Raw genomic sequence first — 18135 nt, 5'->3', positions numbered from 1 at the left:
TGTACCCGTCCGACCTCTTGGCTCAGTCTAGGCCGCGGCGCTCGGCCGTACCGGCAGTTGGGTACCGCCGCCGGCCATTGTGCGTCCCCGGCCGGATGGGTCCGCTAGCGTCACGTGCTTGTGCAGACCCTGATCGACTTCGAGCGTGCGCCGGTGTTCGCCATCCCGACCATCGATCCGGTCGGTGGGCTCGCGACGCGGGAGGGAATGCTGATCGAGGGGCCGCAGGGCTGGGGCGAATTCAGCCCGCTGCCGCATGATGGTGCGCTGGTCCGCTGGCTGACGGCGGCCACCGAGCCGGGCACCGTGGGCTGGCCCGATCCCGTGCGGGGACGGGTGCCCATCGCGGTCACCGTTCCCGCTGTCGACGCCGGCCGCGCCCACCGGATCGCGGCGGACTCGGCGTGCCGGACCGCGGCGGTCGAAGTGGGTGCCGGGTCATTGGGCGCGGACATCGAGCGGGTACAGGCCGTGCGTGACGGGCTCGGGCCGGACGGCGTGCTGCGATGCGACGCCAAGGGGCGGTGGGATCCCGACACCGCGGTCGCCGCCATCGCGGCCCTGGATCGAGCGGCCGGCGGATTGGAGTTCGTCGCACAGCCGTGCCCGACGCTCGACCAGCTGGCGGCAGTCAGGCGGCGTGTCGAGGTACGCCTCGCGGCAGGAGAATTGATATGGCACGCCGCTGACCCGATGAAGGTGCGGCTCCGCGACGCGGCCGACCTGTGCGTCCTCGCCAGCGGTCCGCTGGGTGGGGCGCGGCGGGCCTTGCGGGTCGCCGAGGCCTGCGGGTTGCCGTGCACGGTGGCGTCCACGCTGGAGACCACCATCGGCTTGGCGGCGGGGCTCGCACTCGCCGGCGCGCTGCCGCAGCTGCCGTTCGCCTGCGAGCTGGGAACCAGGGGATTGCTCGCCGGTGACGTGGTCGCGGACTCCCGCTCACTGATTCCGGTCGATGGCTACCTTCCCGTCGCACCGATGCCGCCCGCCCCGCAGGTCGAGCACCTGCAGCGGTACGCGGTCACCGACCCGGAGCGCCTGGCATCGTGGCGGGCACGTCTTCAGCGGGCAATTTCTGCATCCTGACCAGCGGGATCCTGGTCTGCGGCACAGCGGTGGGCGGGTCGGCCGACGGCGATCGTGCGCCAATTTCAAGTAGCGCACTACGCATGCGGACGACGTGGTGGCAACTGAAGAATCGAACTTCGCCGGCTACCGCTGGTGGAAGATCCAACGGAGGATGCCATGTCGTTGTTCGCGAAGCTGTCGGAACTCCGGGCGGTCAAGACCCAGGACTCCGGTGGGGCCGACGAGCTGAGTATCAGCCGGGCTGACGGGTTTCAGTTCAGGGCGGTGTCGATGTGCCAGGGGGACGTGGTGGATCTGGACCGGCTGCTGCCGTTCGACGGCGAGTTGGAGATCGTGCTGAGGGAAGTCGACGCGGGCACCGACGAGATGCGGGATGTCGGTTCGATAGTGATCCGGTCCGATGAACTGGGCCGGGGAGAAGTCACCCAGCAGTTCAGCGGGGCGGGCGCACTCTACGACCTGACGTACAAAGTGATCTGACCGCCGGCCACGCTCAGTCCTGCACCGCCTTGGCGATGGCCACACAGGTGGTCACCCAGTCGCGGTCGGGTTCGGCCTCCTCGGTCAGCTCCCACCTCGCGTTGTGCAGCATGCGGACGATCACCCAGTCGCGAGCCCGGTCGGGATCGAGCCCGGCGGCGTCGACCACGGCCGCCATCCGGCGCCGGACGCCGTCGCGCACGTATCCCGTCAGCTCGTCCCATCGGTTCCACAGCATGGGCGCGACCTCGTAGTGCCGATCGCCGTTCATCGGTTTGGGATCGATCACCAGCCACGGGTCCCGGTCGCCTGCCAGCACGTTCTCGTAGTGCAGGTCGCCGTGGATCAGGGTGCCATCGGTGGCCGGATCGGTGGCCAGGTCACCGCCGAGGGAGATCGCCTGATCGACCAGGCGGCGCGGAACCGGGGCATTGCGGGGCAGCCGTGCCAGCTCGGCCGTCCAGCGTGCGGTGCACTCGGCCAGCGAGCGCAGCTGGGGCAAGGCAGGCACATGGATGCGACGGTAGAGGCCGGCGACGATCTCGCATGCCTCGATGTCCCAGAGCTCGTTGAGGTTTCGTTGGTGCAGCCGTTCCAAAAGCATCGTCCGGCGGTGGGGGTCGGCCCGCAGCAACCGGACCGCCCCGGCTCCGGCCCAGCGGCGCAACGCGAGGTGTTCGTGTTCGGTTTCGTCGTCCGGGAACGACGCCTTGAGAACCGCCGGCGCGCCGTCGGGAGTGCGGACCGGCAGCACGATCGAGCAGTAGCCGTATCGCGCCGGTCCGTCGGCTCGCAGGTCCCATTCGTCGAACTCGGTCTGGATCACCCGCGGCAGGGCATCGACCCAGGACTGCCACTGTGGTCCCCGCATGCCCATCGCGCGCACCGGCTCGGGCAGATCGATCATCGCGCCCATCGTCGCACCCCGGGCCGCCCGCACGGCACCCGGTTTTGACAGACTGTGCCCCATGGCACAGATAACCTTGCGCGGAAACTCCATCAACACCGTCGGCGACCTGCCCGCAGTCGGTACCCCGGCCCCCAGCTTCTCGCTCACCGGCACCGATCTCGGCGCCGTCACCAGTGATCAGTTCAAGGGCAAGGCCGTGCTGCTGAACATCTTCCCGTCGGTCGACACCCCGGTCTGCGCCACCAGCGTGCGCACCTTCAACGAGCGCGCCGCGGCGTCGGGTGCCACCGTGCTGTGTGTGTCGAAGGATCTGCCCTTCGCGCAGAAGCGGTTCTGCGGTGCCGAGGGCATCGAGAATGTCACCACCGCATCGGCGTTCCGCGACAGCTTCGGCGAGGATTACGGCATCACCCTGGCCGACGGCCCGATGGCCGGACTGCTGGGGCGCGCGGTCGTGGTCATCGGCGCAGACGGCAACGTCGCCTACTCCGAGCTGGTTCCCGAGATCGCCCAGGAGCCGGATTACGACGCGGCGCTGGCCGCGCTCAAGTAGCCGTCACCGTCCCTCACCGACGTACGCGCGTCGGTGAGGGACCCGGGGGCCGGTCTCCTCAGACCGGCCACTGCTCGCGGCGATGAGCCGCGTCGAAGAACATCCATTCGTATTTCGCCGTGACCACGAAGTGGCCCCGTGCGGCGGCCTCGTCCGATGCGCTGAGCGTGGGGCCGACGCGATCGGTCACCCCCAGCACCTCGGCCACCGTCGCGGCGAATTCCACACCGCCGTAGCTGTCGATCCACCGCTGATAGCGGGCGTCGGGCGAGCCGTGTTCCAGCAGCGCCGTTCCCACCCGGGCATAGATCCAGTAGCACGGCAGGACCGCGGCCAGGCCCTCGGCGAACGTGCCGCCGTATGCGGTGGCCAGCAGGTAACTCGTGTACGCACGCGTGGTCGGGGCGACCGGCGTCGCATCCAATTTCTGCACGTCCATGCCCAACGCGGGTAACAGCTCGTTGTGCAACCCCAACTCGACATCGAAGACCTCGGCGGCGTGGCGGGCAAACATCGCGGTATCGGCCAAGGTCGGTGCCTTGGCGCCGACGATGGCCAGGGCGCGGGCGTAATCGCGCAGGTAATGCGCGTCCTGGGCGACGTAGTGGGTGAAGGCCGTGTCATCCAGGCCGCCGTCGGTGAGTCCGGTCAAAAACGGGTGGGCGAGGATGGCGCTGAACGTCGGCTCGATCGATTCCCACAGCCGGGTGGACCAGGATTGCGGATTCACGTCGGGATGCATGTGATCATCGTGTCAGGTGCTGCGCGGCGGTGGTGCGCTCGGTCCGGCAGTCCCTGCGCCACAGCGACTTTCACGTGGAGGCTCCGGGTCGCCACCCACACCGGACCAGACGGTGTCGGCTTCGGCGGAGTTGACACCGCACTACCGGAGAGAGCGGGCCCGGAAAAGGTTGCGGTGACGGTCGGCACTCACCCCGGGGGACCGGTCAGCGTGACGTAGTGACCGGCAGCACGACCAGCGTCGTGCGCCGTTGGAGGGTAACTGTTCGGTCACGTTACGGCATCTCATTGAGCCTGTGCCCCAAACTAATTGGGCAAATCATCGCCCGCGCGGTACAAATGGTTGACTCGACTGAGGCGACCAGCAGTCGGTGTCGCCTCCACGTGGTCGAGAGAGTTGATGTTCGATGAGACGTACCTTTGCCCTGCTGCTCGGTCTGGCATTTCTGGTAGCGACTCCCGGACTCGCCGGCGCCGCACCGCTCGAACGCGCCACCGGCAACCAGCGATACGTCGACTATGTGATCGCCCGTGCGCTGTCGCAGCGTGGCGTGCCGTTCAGCTACGGCGGCGGTGACATGAACGGTCCGACCCGCGGCGTCGCCCGCACGGTGGCCGTTCCTGGTCTGACCCCGCCGGCCACCGGCGGAGGACTGCTGACTCCGGGCCTGTCGACTCCGACGGTGGCACCTCCCGTTCTGGGGACGCCGGGCATCGGGGTCGCCCCTGATCCGTCGTCGAACGTCGTCGGGTTCGATGCCTCCGGCCTGATCGTCTACGCGTTCGGTGGCGTCGGGGTGAAGATGCCACGGTCGTCCGGCGAGCAGTACAAGGTGGGGCAGAAGGTGCTGCCCTCCCAAGCGCTGCCCGGTGACCTGATCTTCTACGGGCCGGAGGGCACCCAGAGTGTGGCGCTCTACCTCGGCAACAATCAGATGATTCAGGGCACCGAGCCCGCCGTGGCGGTGACACCCGTCCGGACGCAGGGCATGACGCCGTATCTCGTCCGCATCATCGCCTGACATCCAGGATTTGTGCGTCTCCGGTAGCTCAACCCTCCGTAGGCTTTGAGCTGTCGACGAGAAAGGCGCACAGCACTGATGGAATCCACACCTGCGACCAGGCGGACGGTATTTCCCGGGATCAGTTCACGGGCTTGGGAGCATCCGGCGGACCGGACCGCGCTGACCGCGCTACGTCGGCTCAAGGGCTTCGATCAGATGCTCAAGTTGCTGTCGGGGATGCTCCGCGAACGTAAGCACCGGTTGCTGTATCTGGCCAGTTCGGCTCGGGTGGGTCCGCGCCAGTTCGCTGATCTCGACGCGCTGCTCGACGAGTGTGTGCAGGTACTCGATGCTCCGGTCCGCCCGGAGATGTTCGTCATCCAGTCGCCGGAGGTGAACGCGTACTGCATCGGCATGGACGACCCGTTCATCGTGATCACCTCGTCGATGTACGAGCTCATGACGCACGACGAGATGCGGTTCATCGTCGGTCACGAGCTCGGACACGCGCTCAGCGGCCATGCCGTCTACCGCACGATGCTCGATCATCTGATGCGCTTCGCGTCGTCCTTCGGCTTCGTCCCGGTCGGCGGCTGGGCACTGCGCGCGATCGTCGCCGCCTTGCAGGAATGGCAACGCAAATCCGAACTTTCGGGGGACCGCGCGGGCCTGCTGTGCGGACAGGACATCGACACAGCAATCCGGGTCGAGCTCAAGTTGGCGGCGGGCAGCCACCTCGATCAGCTCGACTCGCAGGCGTTCCTCGCCCAGGCCCGCGACTATGACGCGACCGGAGACATGCGCGACGGAGTGCTCAAACTGCTCAATCTCGAGTTTCGCACGCACCCCTTCTCGGTGCTGCGGGCGGCGGATCTGACCAGATGGGTGGACACCGGCGGATACGGCGCCATCATGGCCGGCAACTATCCGCTGCGGGCCGACGATGACAACGCGAGTTGGACCGAGGATGTCAGCGCGGCGGCACGCCATTACAAGGACGGTTTCGACCAGTCCAACGACCCGTTGATCCGGGGTATCCGAGACGGTTTGGGCGGCGTGGTCGACGGCGTGGGGCAGGCCGCGACGAATGCCGCCGACTCGATGGGCCGCAAGATCTCCGAGTGGCGTCGCAATGCCAGACCGAGTGAGGATTGACGAGCCGGGCGGGTGTTGCCGTCGGAGCAACGGTAAGCCCCTAGACTAGGCGCTCGTGGGCATCCTGTTTGGCTTCGCGCCGTGGATCATCTACTGGGTACTCGTCGGCAACGTGCCGTTCCTGGTCGCCGTTCTGGTGGCGCTGGCCACGGCGGTCGCGACCTTCGTGATCAGCCGGATCTCGGGTGCGCCCGGGCGCACCCTCGAGATCGGAGCGCTGGCCACGTTCGTGGCCCTGACGGGCCTGACGCTGGTGCTGAGCCAGGAGGTCATGGAGCGCTGGATGCAGCCGCTGAGCTCGGCGGGCATCTTCCTGGTCGCGCTGGCCGGACTGCTGATCGGCAAGCCGTTCGTGCTCGAGTTCGCCGCGGCGGGCCAGCCGCCGGGCGTTGTGGAAAGCGATCTGTTCCAACGCATCGTCAAGATTCTGACCTGGATCTGGGTGGGTACCTTCGCCGGGATGACGGTGTCGGCCGCGATCCCGCCGATCGTGCAGGGGGACGCCACCATCCTGGACACCAGGACTCCGCTGTCGTTCGTCTGCTACTGGGTCATTCCGTTCAGCCTTCTCGGTGTGGCCGCGCTGGCGTCACGGGTCCTGCCCGATCGGATGACCGCGGGCATGAACGACATCGTGCGTAAGACCACGTTCGTGGCGTTCTCGGAGGCCGAGATCGACCAGCTGTACTACCTGGCCCAGGAACACGCCAACCGCGAGGTGGGTGCGGGGCAAGAAGCCTATGACGTGCGGGTCGGCGGTTCGGGAACTCCGCTACTCGGGGACGAATCCCGGATGTCGTGGCCGTCGACGTACAAGGTCCGCGACCGCAAGCGGTAGTAGCGCACGGCACCCGTTCAGCCGGCCGGCACCATTCCGACCAGTGCGAACATCATCACGATGCCCGGAAGCAGGTTGGTCACCTGGTGCGCGACGATGCTGCCCCACAGGTTGTCGGAGTACAGCCGCGCCAACGCAATTGGGACCGCCACCACCAGAAGCAGCGGAGCGCGCTCGAACTCAAGGTGGGCCACGGCGAACACCACGGTGGACACCGTGACGGCCGTCAGCCGGCCCCACCGTTGCTCGAGCGCGCCCCACAACAGGCCGCGATACACCACCTCTTCGCAGATCGGGGCGATGACCGCGACCAGAAGCAGCACCGTCACCGCCATCGGCCAGCTGGTTCGCACGCCCTCGAAGACCCCGCCCACCGCGGATGTCGCGTCCGGTCCGACGATCGACTGGTAGAGCAACGCGGCAGGCAACGTGAAGAACAGACCACCGAAGCCGAACGCCAACCCGAGCGCCACGGCACGCCACGACCACCGCCAGCGAAAGTCGAGGCGGGCGCCGTTGCCGCGCCAGTGTGCGATCGCGATGGCCAGGGCAGCGGCGACGATCGTCGGCACCCCGATCGCCACCGTGATCAACCAGGCGGGTGGCGCACCCGCAGGTGCCAGCAGCCCGAACGATGCCGAGGTGAGCAGATAGGCGGCCTCGACGAGCAGGAAGGCGCCCAGGCCCCAGCGGTGGGTCGTCACTTGGTTCCGAAGATGCGGTCACCGGCGTCGCCGACGCCCGGGACGATGTAGCCCTGATCATCGAGTTCCCGGTCCAGCGCGGCCGCGAAGATCGTCACCTCGGGGTGTGCCTCTTGCATGGCGGCAACACCTTCTGGGCAGGTCAGCAGGCAGACGAACTTGATCGACCGCGGTTCGTACTCCTTGATGCGATCGATGGCGGCGACGGCGGAGTTGCCGGTGGCCAGCATCGGGTCGACGACCACCACGTCACGTTCGTGTAAGTCGCTCGGTAGCTTGAAGTAGTACTCCACGGCCACATGAGTTTTCGGATCGCGATAGAGGCCGATATGGCCGACGCGGGCACTAGGCATCACGCTCAGCATGCCGTCGAGCAGACCGCTCCCGGCCCGCAGGATCGACACGAAAACCAGCTTCTTACCGTCGATGACGGTGCCGGTCGTCGCCTCCAGCGGGGTCTCGATGTCGACGTCGTGCACCGGGATGTCGCGGAGCACCTCGTAGCTCATCAGCATCGAGATCTCGGTGAGCAACTGGCGAAATCCCTTGGTGGAGACGTCTTTCTGTCGCATCAGGGTCAGCTTGTGCTGAACCAGAGGATGATCGACGACATGCAGGTTGCCCATGATCGCTCCTAGAAGACGGTGCCGTCGCTGACGATGGACAGTGGCGGGCGGCCATCGCGCAGCCGCGCCGCGAGTGCCCGCCCGGCCGCNCCTCCGTTGCGATATTCGGGCAGGCCGGTCAGCGCATCCGGATCGGTGACCGTCACTCCGGCCCACTCGAATGGCTCGAGCAGTGAATAGGTAAGCCACTGCGAGAGTTTGTGAAACGGCATCCATCCGGTCGACAGACCCGAGCCTGGCACCGCCGAATGCCGCCAGCAATCCCCGAGGGGCAGACCGTCGATGTCGTTGTCGGTCAGCCACACGCCAGACAGCGTGTTCAGCAAGGCGGTCAGTAGGTCGTGGGCCGCGACGTTCGGCCCGGGCATGCTGTCGAACAACCCGCCGGGACGACCGGGGGAGCCGAACACGTCGGGACGGGCCGTCAGCTCGGCACCGAGCCGGCGAAGCAACCGGACGCGGCCCTCCAGACCCACCAACGGATTTGCCGGACCTGCCTGGAACGCCCCGGCCAGGTCGGCGACCTCCAGGCGGCTCAATGCGGTCGCGTCGGCCCGCAGCGGGTTGGCCGGATCGCTGGAGAACAGGCCGTCGCAGAAGGCGTGCCAGCTGGCCACCCCCAGACCCTCCGAGCGGTTCAGCTCCAGTCCGGTGCCCGGTTCGGTGTAGCGCCATGCGGTTCCGGCGCCGGCGTCGAGCAGCACGCTCACCACGGTGAGATCGATCATCGCCCGGGCCCGCGCTGCGCTGTCCACATCCGCTGTGCGCGAGAACAATATGGCACGGCGATCCACGCCGCCGGCCTCGAAATGGCGCCATCGGCTGTGATAGGGCACCGCCAGTGTGGGATAGCGGCTGCGGGTCACGTCGGCAACCTCGGCTGCCGCGCGGTCCAGGGCGTCGTCGTCGACCGCGAACCAGCGGGATTCGCCGGCCCGGGCACGCCGCAGCAGGTACCGGNAGCGTGGCGACAGCGGCCGAGCCGTCGAGGGTGGCGGTCATGTGGCGAGTCCGCGGCCCTTGGCGATCTTGAGTTCCTCGGCGCCAGGTATCGGTCCAGGGGTGAAATAGCCTGCTGCGGTCTTGGCGTCGATCTCGACCCGGGCATCGGCCGGGATCAACTCGTCGGGGATGTTGACCCGCTCACCGACCTCGATTCCCGAACCGGTGATGGCGTCGTACTTCATGTTGCTCATCGACACCAGTCGGTGGATCTTGCGGATGCCCAGCCAATGCAGAACGTCGGGCATGAGTTCCTGGAATCGCATGTCCTGCACGCCCGCAACGCATTCGGTACGGGCGAAGTACTGGTCGGCGGTATCGCCGCCGTCCTGGCGTTTGCGCGCGTTGTAGACCAGGAACTTGGTCACCTCACCGAGCGCGCGACCCTCCTTGCGCGAATAGGCGACCAGCCCGACCCCGCCACGTTGCGCGCCGAGGATGCACTCCTCGATCGCGTGGGTGAGATAGGGCCGGCACGTGCAGATGTCGGATCCGAAGACGTCTGAGCCGTTGCACTCGTCATGCACCCGGGCGGTCAGCTCGACCGCAGGGTCGGCGAGGTCACTCGGAGTGCCGAAGATGTACACGGTCTGCCCACCGATCGGGGGGAGGAAGACCTCCAGATCGCCGCGGGTCACGAGCTCGGGGTACATGCCGCCGGTCTCCTCGAACAGCACCCGGCGCAATTCGTCCTCGCCGCAACCGAATCGGGCCGCCACCCCGGGTAGATGCCAGACCGGTTCGATCGCGGCCTTGGTGACCAGTGCCGCACCGCTGTCCAGGAGAACTCGTCCGTCCGGGTGCAGGCGGCCGGCAGTGATGGCCGTGGCGATCTCCGGCACGATCACGTGGGCCTTCGTCACCGCGATCGTCGGCCGGATGTCGTATCCGAGGCCGAGTTCGGTGGCGAACACGTCGGCCACCGTGGCCCCCCACGGATCGAGGCTGACGATCGCCTCCGGCCGGCTCCACTGTGGGTACGGGCCGATGGCGTCTGTTGGCGCGGTGTTGGTCAGGTCCGCGCGGTGCTCGCGGGATAGCGCACCCGCGGCGACGGCGAGCGCGCGATAGACGCTGTAGGAACCGCTGTGGGTGCCGATCACGTTGCGGTGGGCGCGGGTCGAGGTGGTTCCGATCACCGGGCCGCGCTCGGCGGCGGTCGGTGCACCCCAGTGCATCGCCGGAACTCCGGCTGCCCCGCTGTGGGAGGTCAGCCGGATATGGCGCGACGGGGTCCTGGCGGTTCCGGCTCCCGCACGTGGTTCGGTGACCATGTGGTCGGCCCCCCTTTCCCGCAGGCACGCCCTGAGGAGGCCTCCAGTCAACCCCGATTCGGCGGGTTCTGCAGGCGGTGTGGCGATTCACCGCGACGGCCGATGCTCGTACCGTCGGCACGATGAGGTGGATCGTGGACGGCATGAACGTGATCGGAACCCGACCGGATGGCTGGTGGAAGGACCGCCGGGGTGCCATGGTGCGGCTGGTGGATCAGCTCGAGCGTTGGGCCACCGCCGAGCGCCTGCGGGTCAGCGTGGTGTTCGAAGGGCCCGCCGACCCGCCGATCGAATCGACGGTCATCGACGTCGGCCACGCACCGCGGGCCCGAGCGAACTCTGCCGACGACGAGATCATGCGACTGGTCCTGGCGGATCCGCGACCGGACGAGATCACCGTCGTGACATCGGACGGCGTACTGGCCGGGCGAGTGCGCGAAGCAGGTGCGCTGGCGCAACCGGCAGCCGGGTTCCGCGATCTGATCGACCGTTACTCCGCTCGACCCTGACGATCGCACCGCACCGACTCAAGGGTCCCGTCGGCGATCAACTGGCGCAGGCTTTTCCGGTCGAACTTGCCGCTGGGCAAGGTGGGTAACCGGTCGCCGTCGGTGAGCACCCACCGGCTCGGCACCTTGTAGGCCGACAGGTGCTCCCGGGTACGGGACGCCAGGGCGGCGACGTCGATCGCCGAGTTCGGCACCAGCACCACGACCGCACACACCTCTTCTCCGCGTTGCGCATCATCGATTCCGACCACTACGCACTGCGCCACGTCGGCGGCTTCGGCGATGACGGCCTCGACCTCCAACGGGGATACGTTGGCGCCGGCGGCCTTGATCAGATCGGTGGTGCGCCCCACGTAGAACAGCCGGGGATCGCCGTCGCGGCGGTACACCTTGTCTCCGGTGTGGTACCAGCCGTCGGCGTCGAAGGTCTCCGACCGCTCCCGCTTGTTGTAGCCGGCCATCACCCCGATACCGCGCACCAGGAGTTCGCCGGTGTCCCCGGGCCGCACCGGTTGGCCGTGTTCGTCGACGATGGCCATGTCGGTGAACACGAAACCGCCCGCGGTCTCGGACATGGTGCGGTGCACCGGGAATCCGTCCGGCACGTCGGTCATCGCGATGTCCAGTGGGCCGTCGCGCAACATCGGGGCGCTGCTCAGGTCGCGCTCGGCGAACGTCGGGTGTTCACGCAACCGCTGGGTGAACGCCGGCCAGCCCACGATCCCGGTGATCCGTTCGCGCTCAGCCAGATCCAGCGCGGTGCACGGGTCCAGTTTCGGCATGACCACGACCGTGACGGGTTCGTGGAGGGCGCCGGTGACCGCGAGCAGTCCACCGATCCAGAAGAACGGCATCGCGCACAGCACCCGTGATCGATCCGGAGACCCCGTGATCGCCCGAATCGCGCGAGGCCAGGTCGACGTCTGCCGCACGAGCGTGCCGTGGGTGTGCAACACGCCTTTCGGGTCGGCGGTGGACCCGGAGGTGTGCACCATGATCGCGAGGTCGGCAGCCGACACCTCGGCCTCGGCCGCCGCCAGCACCTCTGCGGGTACGCCTTCGGTGGCCGCAAGCGTTGTGGCCCATGGCCGGTCCGTCGCGCCGAGCACGGCACCGGCCCGGATCCNCGGCGATGCGGCGCAGATACGGGGCGGCCCGCACGGCCAGCCGGCCGGCAGTCTGACCGGCCAGTTCGGGCAGCGCCGTCTCCAATCGCTCGGCGACGTCGATGTCAAGCACCGTGCTGGGGGCGATGAGTAGTCCGATATCGGCCAACCGCAACACTTTTGCGATTTCGGCGGGAGCGTACATCGTGCTCAGGGGCACCGCGATGGCTCCGACCCGGGACACCGCGAGCCACCAGGTGACCCAGTCGGCGTCGTTGGGGAAGAACAGGCCGACACGACTGCCCTTGCCGACCCCTTCGCGCAGCAACCAGCGGGCCAGCCGTGCGGACCGTTGTTCGGCCTCGAGGTAGGTGAGGCGATCGGTCGGGGTGACCAGATAGACCGAATCACCGAACTCGGCAACGCTTTGCCGCAGCAGAGCCGGGATGGTCAACGGGTGTGACGTCACCCGCCCATCTTCTCCAACGGGCCGTACCGCGGTGTCAGCGGTTGCCGCCGCAGGCCCCGCAGGCGTCGTCGCTCGGCGGGCGTGGATCGCACGGGTTTTCCGGATCGGGTTCGCCGAACCACCGCGACGGCTCGCGTTCGCCGTAAGTGTCGTGCCAGGACCACCATTCGTAGGGCTTGGTCTGCGGGTATCCCGGCGGGGAGTCCTCCCAGGTTTCCTGGCGGCCCAGCGCGGTCATGTCCAGGAAGTTCCAGGTGTTCACGAACACCTCGTCACCGCGGTCGTTGATGAAGTATGTGCGGAAAACCCGGTCCCCGTCGCGGATGAACGCATTGGTGCCGTGCCACTGGTCGACATCGAAGTCGACGTCGAACTCCGCGTCGGGACGGGGCACCATCGTGTACCAGGGGTGGCTCCAGCCCATGTGCGTCTTGATGCGGGCGATGTCGGACTGCGACCCGCGGGACACGTAGACCAGGGTGGTGTCGCGCGAGTTGAGGTGGGCGAGGTTGCCGATGTGGTCGGCCATCAGCGAACAACCGACACAGCCGTGGTCGGGCCAGCCGTCCAGGCCGGGGTCGAGGAAGGCACGATAGACGATCAACTGGCGGCGCCCGGCGAACAGGTCCAGCAGGTTTACCCGGCCGTCCGGCCCGTCGAACGCGTAGTCCTTGGTGACCGGAGTCCATGGCATGCGTCTGCGCTGGGCCGCGAGTCGGTCACGTGCGCGGGTGAATTCCTTCTCCTTGACCAGCATTTCCTGCAGGGCGTCCTGCCATTCCGCTGCCGGCACGATCGGTGGGTTCTGCATGGCTTCTCCCGTCGTCCGAATGTTCAACAAATTGGTTGAATGTTATGCCACCAGCACACCACGGCCCGGCGCTATAGTCAACAAGGTGGTTGAAGATCAGGTTCTGGACCGCGCCTACTCGGCTCTGGCCGATTCGACCCGCAGGCGGTTGTTGGAGGCGCTGCGGGCGGGCGATGCCCGCATCAGCGATCTGGCCGCCCCGTTGCCGATGACCTTCGCCGGGGTGTCGCGACACATCGGGGTACTGGAAGCCGCGGGGCTGGTGCAGCGCGAGGTCCGCGGACGCGAGCACTGGGTCTCGCTCAGGCAGGACGGCCTGACCCCGGCCCAGCAGTGGATGACCGAGCAGACGGACTTCTGGTCGAGCCGCGCCGACGCACTGGCCGCAAAGCTGCGGCGGGAGGCCGATTCCCGGTGACCGACGCAGCCACAGTCCGCGTGCGGCGGCTGATGCCCGCGGCCCCCGATGTGGTGTTCGACCAGTGGCTGGACCCGGAGTCGCTGCGGGAGTGGATGTGCCCCCGCCCGGTCTACTGCGTCGACGTCATGGTCGATCCACGCGTCGGGGGGCTCGTCCGTTTCGACGTCGATGATTCCGGTACGAGCGTACTGATCACGGGACAGTTTCTGATCGTCGACCGACCCCGTGTGCTGCGCTTCACGTGGAGCAACTCGGACTGGTCCGACCCGACGACGGTGAGTGTCGTCACCGTGGAATTCGAACCGGTAGACGACGGCCAGACGATGATGTCGATCGAGCATTCCCTTTTGCCGCCAGAGGAATTCGACAACTTCCACAGCGGATGGATTCACACCGCCGAGCAGTTGGGCGCGGTCCTGGCGCATCGTTGAGCAGTGACCGTCCCAGTACGTGGGAGGCCGGGCCGAAGGTGCGACCTAGACTGCGGTCATGGATAGCGGTTCCCAGGTTCAATATGAGGCTCCGGCAGGCCTGCTGCGCATCGAGGACTGTCTGGACGAGGCCGGCGGCATCGTGCTGCCCCCGGGGACCACGCTCATCTCGCTCATCGACCGCAACATCGCCCACGTCGGCGACCAGATCGCCTATCGCTACCTCGATCACAGCCACGCGGAGGAACACACCGTCGAGCTGACCTGGACACAACTGGGCGTCCGGCTGCGGGCGGTGGCGGCCCGGCTGCAGCAGGTCGCCGAACGCGGGGACCGCGTCGCGATCCTCGCGCCGCAGGGCCTCGATTACATCGTCGGTTTCTTCGCGGCCATCAAGGCGGGCAACATCGCGGTACCCCTGTTCGCACCGGAATTGCAGGGTCACGCCGAACGACTCGAGACCGCGCTGCTGGACTCCCGCCCGACGACGGTGCTGACCACGGTCGCCGGTAATGCGGCGGTGCAGGCGTTCCTGGACAAGATGCCGGACTCCGGGCGACCCCGGGTGGTGCTCATCGATGAGGTTCCCGATGCGGCCGGGGATGCGTTCACCCCGATCCCGGTCGATCCGGACGACATCTCGCACCTGCAGTACACGTCGGGCTCGACGCGCCCGCCCGTCGGGGTGGAGATCACCCACCGCGCGGTCGGCACCAACCTACTCCAGATGATCCTGTCCATCGACCTGTTGAACCGAAACACCCACGGCCTCAGCTGGTTACCGCTCTACCACGACATGGGTTTGTCCATGATCGGATTTCCCGCGGTGTACGGCGGGCACTCCACGCTGATGTCACCGACCGCGTTCATCCGCCGGCCGCAGCGGTGGATCCGGGCCATGTCGGAGGAAGCCAAGCACGGCCGGGTCATCACCGCCGCGCCGAACTTCGCCTACGAATGGACCGCCCAGCGTGGGGCACCGGCGCCGGGGGAGGACATCGNTAAGTGGTCGTGACCTTCGACGGCACGGACGCACCACGACTGAACCGCGGCCGAACCAGGGGTGCGCTGCTAACTTGCTGATGTGGGCCTGTTCTCGGATTCGTGGACTGCGCTGCGCGCGGCGGTGGCCGGTCTGCGGCCAGGGGATTTCGAGCGGCCGTCCGGCTGTGCCGGCTGGCTGGTTCGAGACCTGGTGTGCCACCTCGTCATTGACGCCCAGGACGTGTTGATCACCCTAGCCACCCCGGCCGATGCGGAACCCACCCGCAGTGCGCTGACGTACTGGGAGGTGTCGGGCACGCCTCCCACCGGCGAGGACCCGTTGGACGCGCTGACCGTCCGGCTGGCGGCCGCTTACCAGGATCCGGGCCTGCTCAAGTTCCATCTCGATGATCTGGGTTCGGCCGCGGGGCGCGCGGCCGAGCTCGCCGATCCGGGCCTGCGGGTCGCCACCCGCGGACAGGTGCTCACCGTGGGCGATTACCTGGATGCCTATGTCCTGGAATGGACATTGCACCATCTCGATCTGATCGCGCACCTGCCCCAGGCGGCGGGGCCGCCCGCGCTCGGGCTGGCGCGATCACGTGCGATGGTCGAGAGCATCGCGGGCATCGAGTTTCCGCAGGCCTTCTCCGACGAGGAGGTGCTGCTGATCGGCACCGGCCGACGGGTACCCACCGATTCGGAGCGCACGGCGCTGGGCGCCGCCGCCCCGCGGCTGCCGTTCATCCTGGGCTGATCGTGGCCGGCGCCCTGGCCAACGGGTCGTCGACGGCCCGCTATCGCATGGTGTTGACCATCTGATCCATCTCGGTCCGCGGCTCGCAGTGACCGGGTAGCGTCGAGACTTCGTTTGCTGACGAGGAATCGGTGGGGGCCGGGATGGCGGGGAAGCAGAGGACGACGGTTGCCTGGCGGTTTTTCTTCGGGGCGTCACCCGGGGTTGCCCGGCCGTTCGTTCGCGATATCTACTCTGCGCCGGTGCATCTCGGGCTCCGACGTCTCAGATCCGTGCTGTCCGCCGCGCTCGCGGTCGTCGCGTTGGCCGCTGCCGGGCCGGTTCCGGCGTCGGCGGTTCCCCTACCGTCGGCGCAGATCGACTTCGGGGGCATGATGCGCACCTATCGGCTCCATCTGCCTGCCGGTGGCCCGCCCTCGGGTCTCGTCGTCAATCTGCATGCCGCCGGTGCGACCGGTGCCGACCAGGCCGCGCTCACCCATTACGACGCGGTCGCCGACGCCCATGGGTTCGCCGTGGTCTACCCCGACGGCATCGACTACAGCTGGGCCGACGGCCGGGGCGCCTCGGTGCCCGACCGCCAGGGGGTTGACGATGTCGGGTTCATCTCGGCGCTGGTCGACCGGCTCGTGGCCGAGAACGGCATCCCCCGGGGCCGGGTGTACGCCACCGGAATGTCCGCGGGCGGATTCATGGCCAACCGCCTCGCCTGTGATCGTGCTGATCTGTTCGCGGCCATCGCCCCGGTCACCGGCACATTGGGGACGAACGTGGGCTGCAATCCGTCCCGGCCGGTGTCGGTGCTGGCCACCTACGGCACCGAGGACCCGATCGTCCCGTTCAACGGCGGGCCGATGACGGGCCGCGGCGGCGGCAGCACCGTGCTGTCCGGTCCGGCGTTGGTGGACCGGTGGCGCCAGGTCAACGGCTGTCCCGCACCGTCTGATGAGCTGCTGCCGGCCACCGGCGACGGCACGGAGACCCACCGCATCGCCTCGCACGGGTGCGCGGCCGGCACGTCGGTGGTGTTCATGCGGGTCGACGGTGGCGGGCACACCTGGCCCGGCGTTCCCGAGATCCTCCCGGTGCAGGCCGTCGGGGCCGCCAGTCGCGCCTTCGACGCGTCGGATGCGTCAGCCCAGTTCTTCGCCTCCCACGGACGATAGCCAGTTTCGGGTAGTCGGCTACGCGTGCCGGTCTGGCGCTCGGCCCGATACGTTGCCGATGGCGGGTACCCGAAAACCCTTGTGCCCGCGTCGAAACGAGGAGTCGATCATGGCGATCACCACCTACGGAGTCCTGCGCGCCCGGCCTGACCGCTTCGTCCGCGAAGATGGGCAGTCCACCCCGCACCTGCAGGTCCGTGCGGTGGACGACTCCGGACAGCCGTGGCGGATCGCGGTCAACGTGCAATCCAACGACGGCAGCGAGGTCGTGTTCTGGGTGGTGGATCCGCTGGTCGGTCATCCGATCGTCACCGGATTGCCCACGGTGCCGTCCGGCTACTCGCGGACCTCTCCCACGTCGGCGGCCTCGCTGGACTACGTGAAAGCACCGCTGTTCGAATTCGGCCTGGGCCGGGCACTGCCTCCGAGTGGCAGTGCGAATGCCGATGATCTGCAGGATCTGCTGAGCCTGTACCTGACGCAATGCCAGACGGCCGGCGGGGAGCTCTACGCCTTCGGCGCGAAGTTCGACCGCAATCTGCACAAGCCGATCGACGCCGAATTCGGAAACACGGACGGTCTGCACGGGATTCACGACATCCACATGAACCAGGGCAACGTCGGCGCCCACGCCGCTGACAACGGCGCATTCCACGACGGCGGTCTTCTGCTCGCCTTCCCGGACCGGGTGGTCGGGATCCTGCTGGCCTTCCAGACCCAGCGGGTGCCGACGGACGTGGACGGCGATGCGGCGGCGGCCTCGCAGCCCTTGTCGCGGTTGATCGGGGCGGCACCGGGCGGTGCGGCGACCCCCGGGGCGGCATATCTGGAGCGGGCCCTGCTCAATCCCGCCGGTTCGGATCCCGGGAACGAAGCGGTGGTGATCGGCAACTGCGCCACCACCGCGGTGTCGCTGCAGGGGTGGCGCCTGGTCGACCGCAATGGCCGCGAGAGCAAGTTGGACACCGATCTGGCTGCGGGCGCGTCGGCGGTTGTCGAGCTCGACGGGTCCGGCGCCCAACTCGGGAACTCCGGCGGGAACCTGCTCCTCGTCGACGACCACGGCACCCAGGTGGACAGCGTGACGTACTCGGCAGGCGACGCC

19 protein-coding genes and 2 pseudogenes are annotated in these 18135 nt (G+C 67.9%); 13 read left to right on the top strand and 8 right to left on the bottom strand.

Going from position 1 to position 18135, the window contains the following annotated elements; translation table 11 throughout:
- Positions 1 to 120 precede the first annotated feature (120 nt).
- Together BN4332_RS05360 and BN4332_RS05355 are read left to right on the top strand one after the other, a co-directional pair.
- Positions 121 to 1086 carry an o-succinylbenzoate synthase gene (locus BN4332_RS05360; protein WP_084459184.1) on the top strand — a complete coding sequence of 322 codons (966 nt, stop codon included), beginning with the start codon at positions 121 to 123 and terminating at the stop codon, positions 1084 to 1086.
- A gap of 159 nt (positions 1087 to 1245) precedes the next feature.
- Positions 1246 to 1569 (top strand): hypothetical protein, encoded by a 324-nt coding sequence (locus BN4332_RS05355; RefSeq protein ID WP_160110813.1) that lies wholly within the window; start codon positions 1246 to 1248, stop codon positions 1567 to 1569.
- A 13-nt stretch (positions 1570 to 1582) separates the two neighbouring features.
- Here the strand turns inward: BN4332_RS05355 and BN4332_RS05350 are convergent, their stop codons facing one another.
- On the bottom strand, positions 1583 to 2476 hold the full coding sequence (locus BN4332_RS05350; protein ID WP_066897571.1) for an aminoglycoside phosphotransferase family protein: 894 nt from the start codon (positions 2474 to 2476) through the stop codon (positions 1583 to 1585).
- Positions 2477 to 2537: 61 nt separating this feature from the next.
- Here BN4332_RS05350 and tpx point away from each other — a divergent pair, with 61 nt between their 5' ends.
- Entirely contained in the window at positions 2538 to 3032 is a 495-nt protein-coding gene (tpx, locus tag BN4332_RS05345; protein WP_066897570.1) for a thiol peroxidase, read from the top strand.
- Positions 3033 to 3090: 58 nt separating this feature from the next.
- Here the strand turns inward: tpx and tenA are convergent, their stop codons facing one another.
- Positions 3091 to 3774, bottom strand: coding sequence for a thiaminase II (gene tenA, locus BN4332_RS05340; RefSeq protein WP_066897518.1), 684 nt, complete (start codon positions 3772 to 3774; stop codon positions 3091 to 3093).
- A 406-nt stretch (positions 3775 to 4180) separates the two neighbouring features.
- Between tenA and ripD the strand changes: the two genes are divergently transcribed.
- The 3 genes from ripD (at position 4181) to BN4332_RS05325 (ending at position 6770) form a co-directional block, all read left to right on the top strand.
- A complete protein-coding gene (ripD, locus tag BN4332_RS05335; protein ID WP_066897517.1) occupies positions 4181 to 4795 on the top strand; it encodes an NlpC/P60 family peptidoglycan-binding protein RipD in 615 nt (204 codons plus the stop codon).
- A gap of 78 nt (positions 4796 to 4873) precedes the next feature.
- Positions 4874 to 5932 (top strand): M48 family metallopeptidase, encoded by a 1059-nt coding sequence (locus BN4332_RS05330; RefSeq protein WP_066897516.1) that lies wholly within the window; start codon positions 4874 to 4876, stop codon positions 5930 to 5932.
- A gap of 55 nt (positions 5933 to 5987) precedes the next feature.
- Positions 5988 to 6770, top strand: coding sequence for a hypothetical protein (locus BN4332_RS05325; RefSeq protein WP_066897515.1), 783 nt, complete (start codon positions 5988 to 5990; stop codon positions 6768 to 6770).
- Positions 6771 to 6787: 17 nt separating this feature from the next.
- Here the strand turns inward: BN4332_RS05325 and BN4332_RS05320 are convergent, their stop codons facing one another.
- The 4 genes from BN4332_RS05320 to BN4332_RS05305 all read right to left on the bottom strand — a co-directional run bounded on the left by BN4332_RS05320 (position 6788) and on the right by BN4332_RS05305 (position 10376).
- Entirely contained in the window at positions 6788 to 7474 is a 687-nt protein-coding gene (locus BN4332_RS05320; protein WP_096866837.1) for a CPBP family intramembrane glutamic endopeptidase, read from the bottom strand.
- Positions 7471 to 8100 carry a uracil phosphoribosyltransferase gene (gene upp, locus BN4332_RS05315; RefSeq protein WP_066897514.1) on the bottom strand — a complete coding sequence of 210 codons (630 nt, stop codon included), beginning with the start codon at positions 8098 to 8100 and terminating at the stop codon, positions 7471 to 7473. The genes BN4332_RS05320 and upp overlap by 4 nt, the downstream gene beginning before the upstream one ends.
- 8 nt (positions 8101 to 8108) lie before the next feature.
- Positions 8109 to 9074, bottom strand: coding sequence for a DUF1688 family protein (locus tag BN4332_RS05310; protein WP_066897513.1), 966 nt, complete (start codon positions 9072 to 9074; stop codon positions 8109 to 8111).
- Positions 9075 to 9098: 24 nt separating this feature from the next.
- The gene (locus BN4332_RS05305; protein WP_066897512.1) at positions 9099 to 10376 is read right to left on the bottom strand and encodes a GTP cyclohydrolase II; all 1278 of its coding nucleotides are present in this window, start codon (positions 10374 to 10376) and stop codon (positions 9099 to 9101) included.
- Between the two features lie 122 nt (positions 10377 to 10498).
- Here BN4332_RS05305 and BN4332_RS05300 point away from each other — a divergent pair, with 122 nt between their 5' ends.
- Positions 10499 to 10885 carry an NYN domain-containing protein gene (locus BN4332_RS05300; protein ID WP_066897568.1) on the top strand — a complete coding sequence of 129 codons (387 nt, stop codon included), beginning with the start codon at positions 10499 to 10501 and terminating at the stop codon, positions 10883 to 10885.
- On the opposite strand, the pseudogene BN4332_RS05295 reads toward BN4332_RS05300, so the two are convergent.
- Positions 10867 to 12460 (bottom strand): annotated as a pseudogene (locus BN4332_RS05295) (class I adenylate-forming enzyme family protein). The gene BN4332_RS05300 and the pseudogene BN4332_RS05295 sit on opposite strands and share 19 nt — an antisense overlap.
- Positions 12461 to 12494: 34 nt before the next feature.
- Positions 12495 to 13271, bottom strand: coding sequence for a DUF899 domain-containing protein (locus BN4332_RS05290; protein ID WP_066897511.1), 777 nt, complete (start codon positions 13269 to 13271; stop codon positions 12495 to 12497).
- Between the two features lie 85 nt (positions 13272 to 13356).
- On the opposite strand from BN4332_RS05290, the gene BN4332_RS05285 reads away from it, so the two are divergent.
- The 6 genes and pseudogenes from BN4332_RS05285 to BN4332_RS05260 form a co-directional block, all read left to right on the top strand.
- On the top strand, positions 13357 to 13689 hold the full coding sequence (locus BN4332_RS05285; RefSeq protein ID WP_066897567.1) for an ArsR/SmtB family transcription factor: 333 nt from the start codon (positions 13357 to 13359) through the stop codon (positions 13687 to 13689).
- On the top strand, positions 13686 to 14123 hold the full coding sequence (locus BN4332_RS05280; RefSeq protein ID WP_066897510.1) for an SRPBCC family protein: 438 nt from the start codon (positions 13686 to 13688) through the stop codon (positions 14121 to 14123). The genes BN4332_RS05285 and BN4332_RS05280 overlap by 4 nt, the downstream gene beginning before the upstream one ends.
- Positions 14124 to 14181: 58 nt before the next feature.
- Positions 14182 to 15123: pseudogene (locus tag BN4332_RS05275) on the top strand (AMP-binding protein); the annotation flags it as partial.
- Between the two features lie 84 nt (positions 15124 to 15207).
- Positions 15208 to 15864 carry a maleylpyruvate isomerase N-terminal domain-containing protein gene (locus BN4332_RS05270; RefSeq protein WP_066897509.1) on the top strand — a complete coding sequence of 219 codons (657 nt, stop codon included), beginning with the start codon at positions 15208 to 15210 and terminating at the stop codon, positions 15862 to 15864.
- A gap of 272 nt (positions 15865 to 16136) precedes the next feature.
- The gene (locus tag BN4332_RS05265) at positions 16137 to 17030 is read left to right on the top strand and encodes an extracellular catalytic domain type 1 short-chain-length polyhydroxyalkanoate depolymerase (RefSeq protein WP_435405187.1); all 894 of its coding nucleotides are present in this window, start codon (positions 16137 to 16139) and stop codon (positions 17028 to 17030) included.
- A 109-nt stretch (positions 17031 to 17139) separates the two neighbouring features.
- Positions 17140 to 18135: DUF2278 family protein (locus BN4332_RS05260; protein WP_066897507.1), on the top strand; the 996-nt coding region annotated here is incomplete at its 3' end.

Source organism: Mycolicibacterium houstonense, from assembly GCF_900078665.2.
GTDB classification, from domain to species: domain Bacteria; phylum Actinomycetota; class Actinomycetes; order Mycobacteriales; family Mycobacteriaceae; genus Mycobacterium; species Mycobacterium houstonense.
Note: the sequence above shows the minus strand (reverse complement) of the source record. Positions and strands in the feature narration are given on the sequence as shown.

What these genes read in the sequence shown, in the direction of transcription:
- tenA (WP_066897518.1), bottom strand. Translation starts at nt 3,774, where the DNA reads ATGCATCCCGACGTGAATCCGCAATCCTGGTCCACCCGGCTGTGGGAA.
- BN4332_RS05330 (WP_066897516.1), top strand. Translation starts at nt 4,874, where the DNA reads ATGGAATCCACACCTGCGACCAGGCGGACGGTATTTCCCGGGATCAGT.
- ripD (WP_066897517.1), top strand. Translation starts at nt 4,181, where the DNA reads ATGAGACGTACCTTTGCCCTGCTGCTCGGTCTGGCATTTCTGGTAGCG.
- upp (WP_066897514.1), bottom strand. Translation starts at nt 8,100, where the DNA reads ATGGGCAACCTGCATGTCGTCGATCATCCTCTGGTTCAGCACAAGCTG.
- BN4332_RS05350 (WP_066897571.1), bottom strand. Translation starts at nt 2,476, where the DNA reads ATGATCGATCTGCCCGAGCCGGTGCGCGCGATGGGCATGCGGGGACCA.
- tpx (WP_066897570.1), top strand. Translation starts at nt 2,538, where the DNA reads ATGGCACAGATAACCTTGCGCGGAAACTCCATCAACACCGTCGGCGAC.
- BN4332_RS05355 (WP_160110813.1), top strand. Translation starts at nt 1,246, where the DNA reads ATGTCGTTGTTCGCGAAGCTGTCGGAACTCCGGGCGGTCAAGACCCAG.
- BN4332_RS05305 (WP_066897512.1), bottom strand. Translation starts at nt 10,376, where the DNA reads ATGGTCACCGAACCACGTGCGGGAGCCGGAACCGCCAGGACCCCGTCG.
- BN4332_RS05300 (WP_066897568.1), top strand. Translation starts at nt 10,499, where the DNA reads ATGAGGTGGATCGTGGACGGCATGAACGTGATCGGAACCCGACCGGAT.
- BN4332_RS05290 (WP_066897511.1), bottom strand. Translation starts at nt 13,271, where the DNA reads ATGCAGAACCCACCGATCGTGCCGGCAGCGGAATGGCAGGACGCCCTG.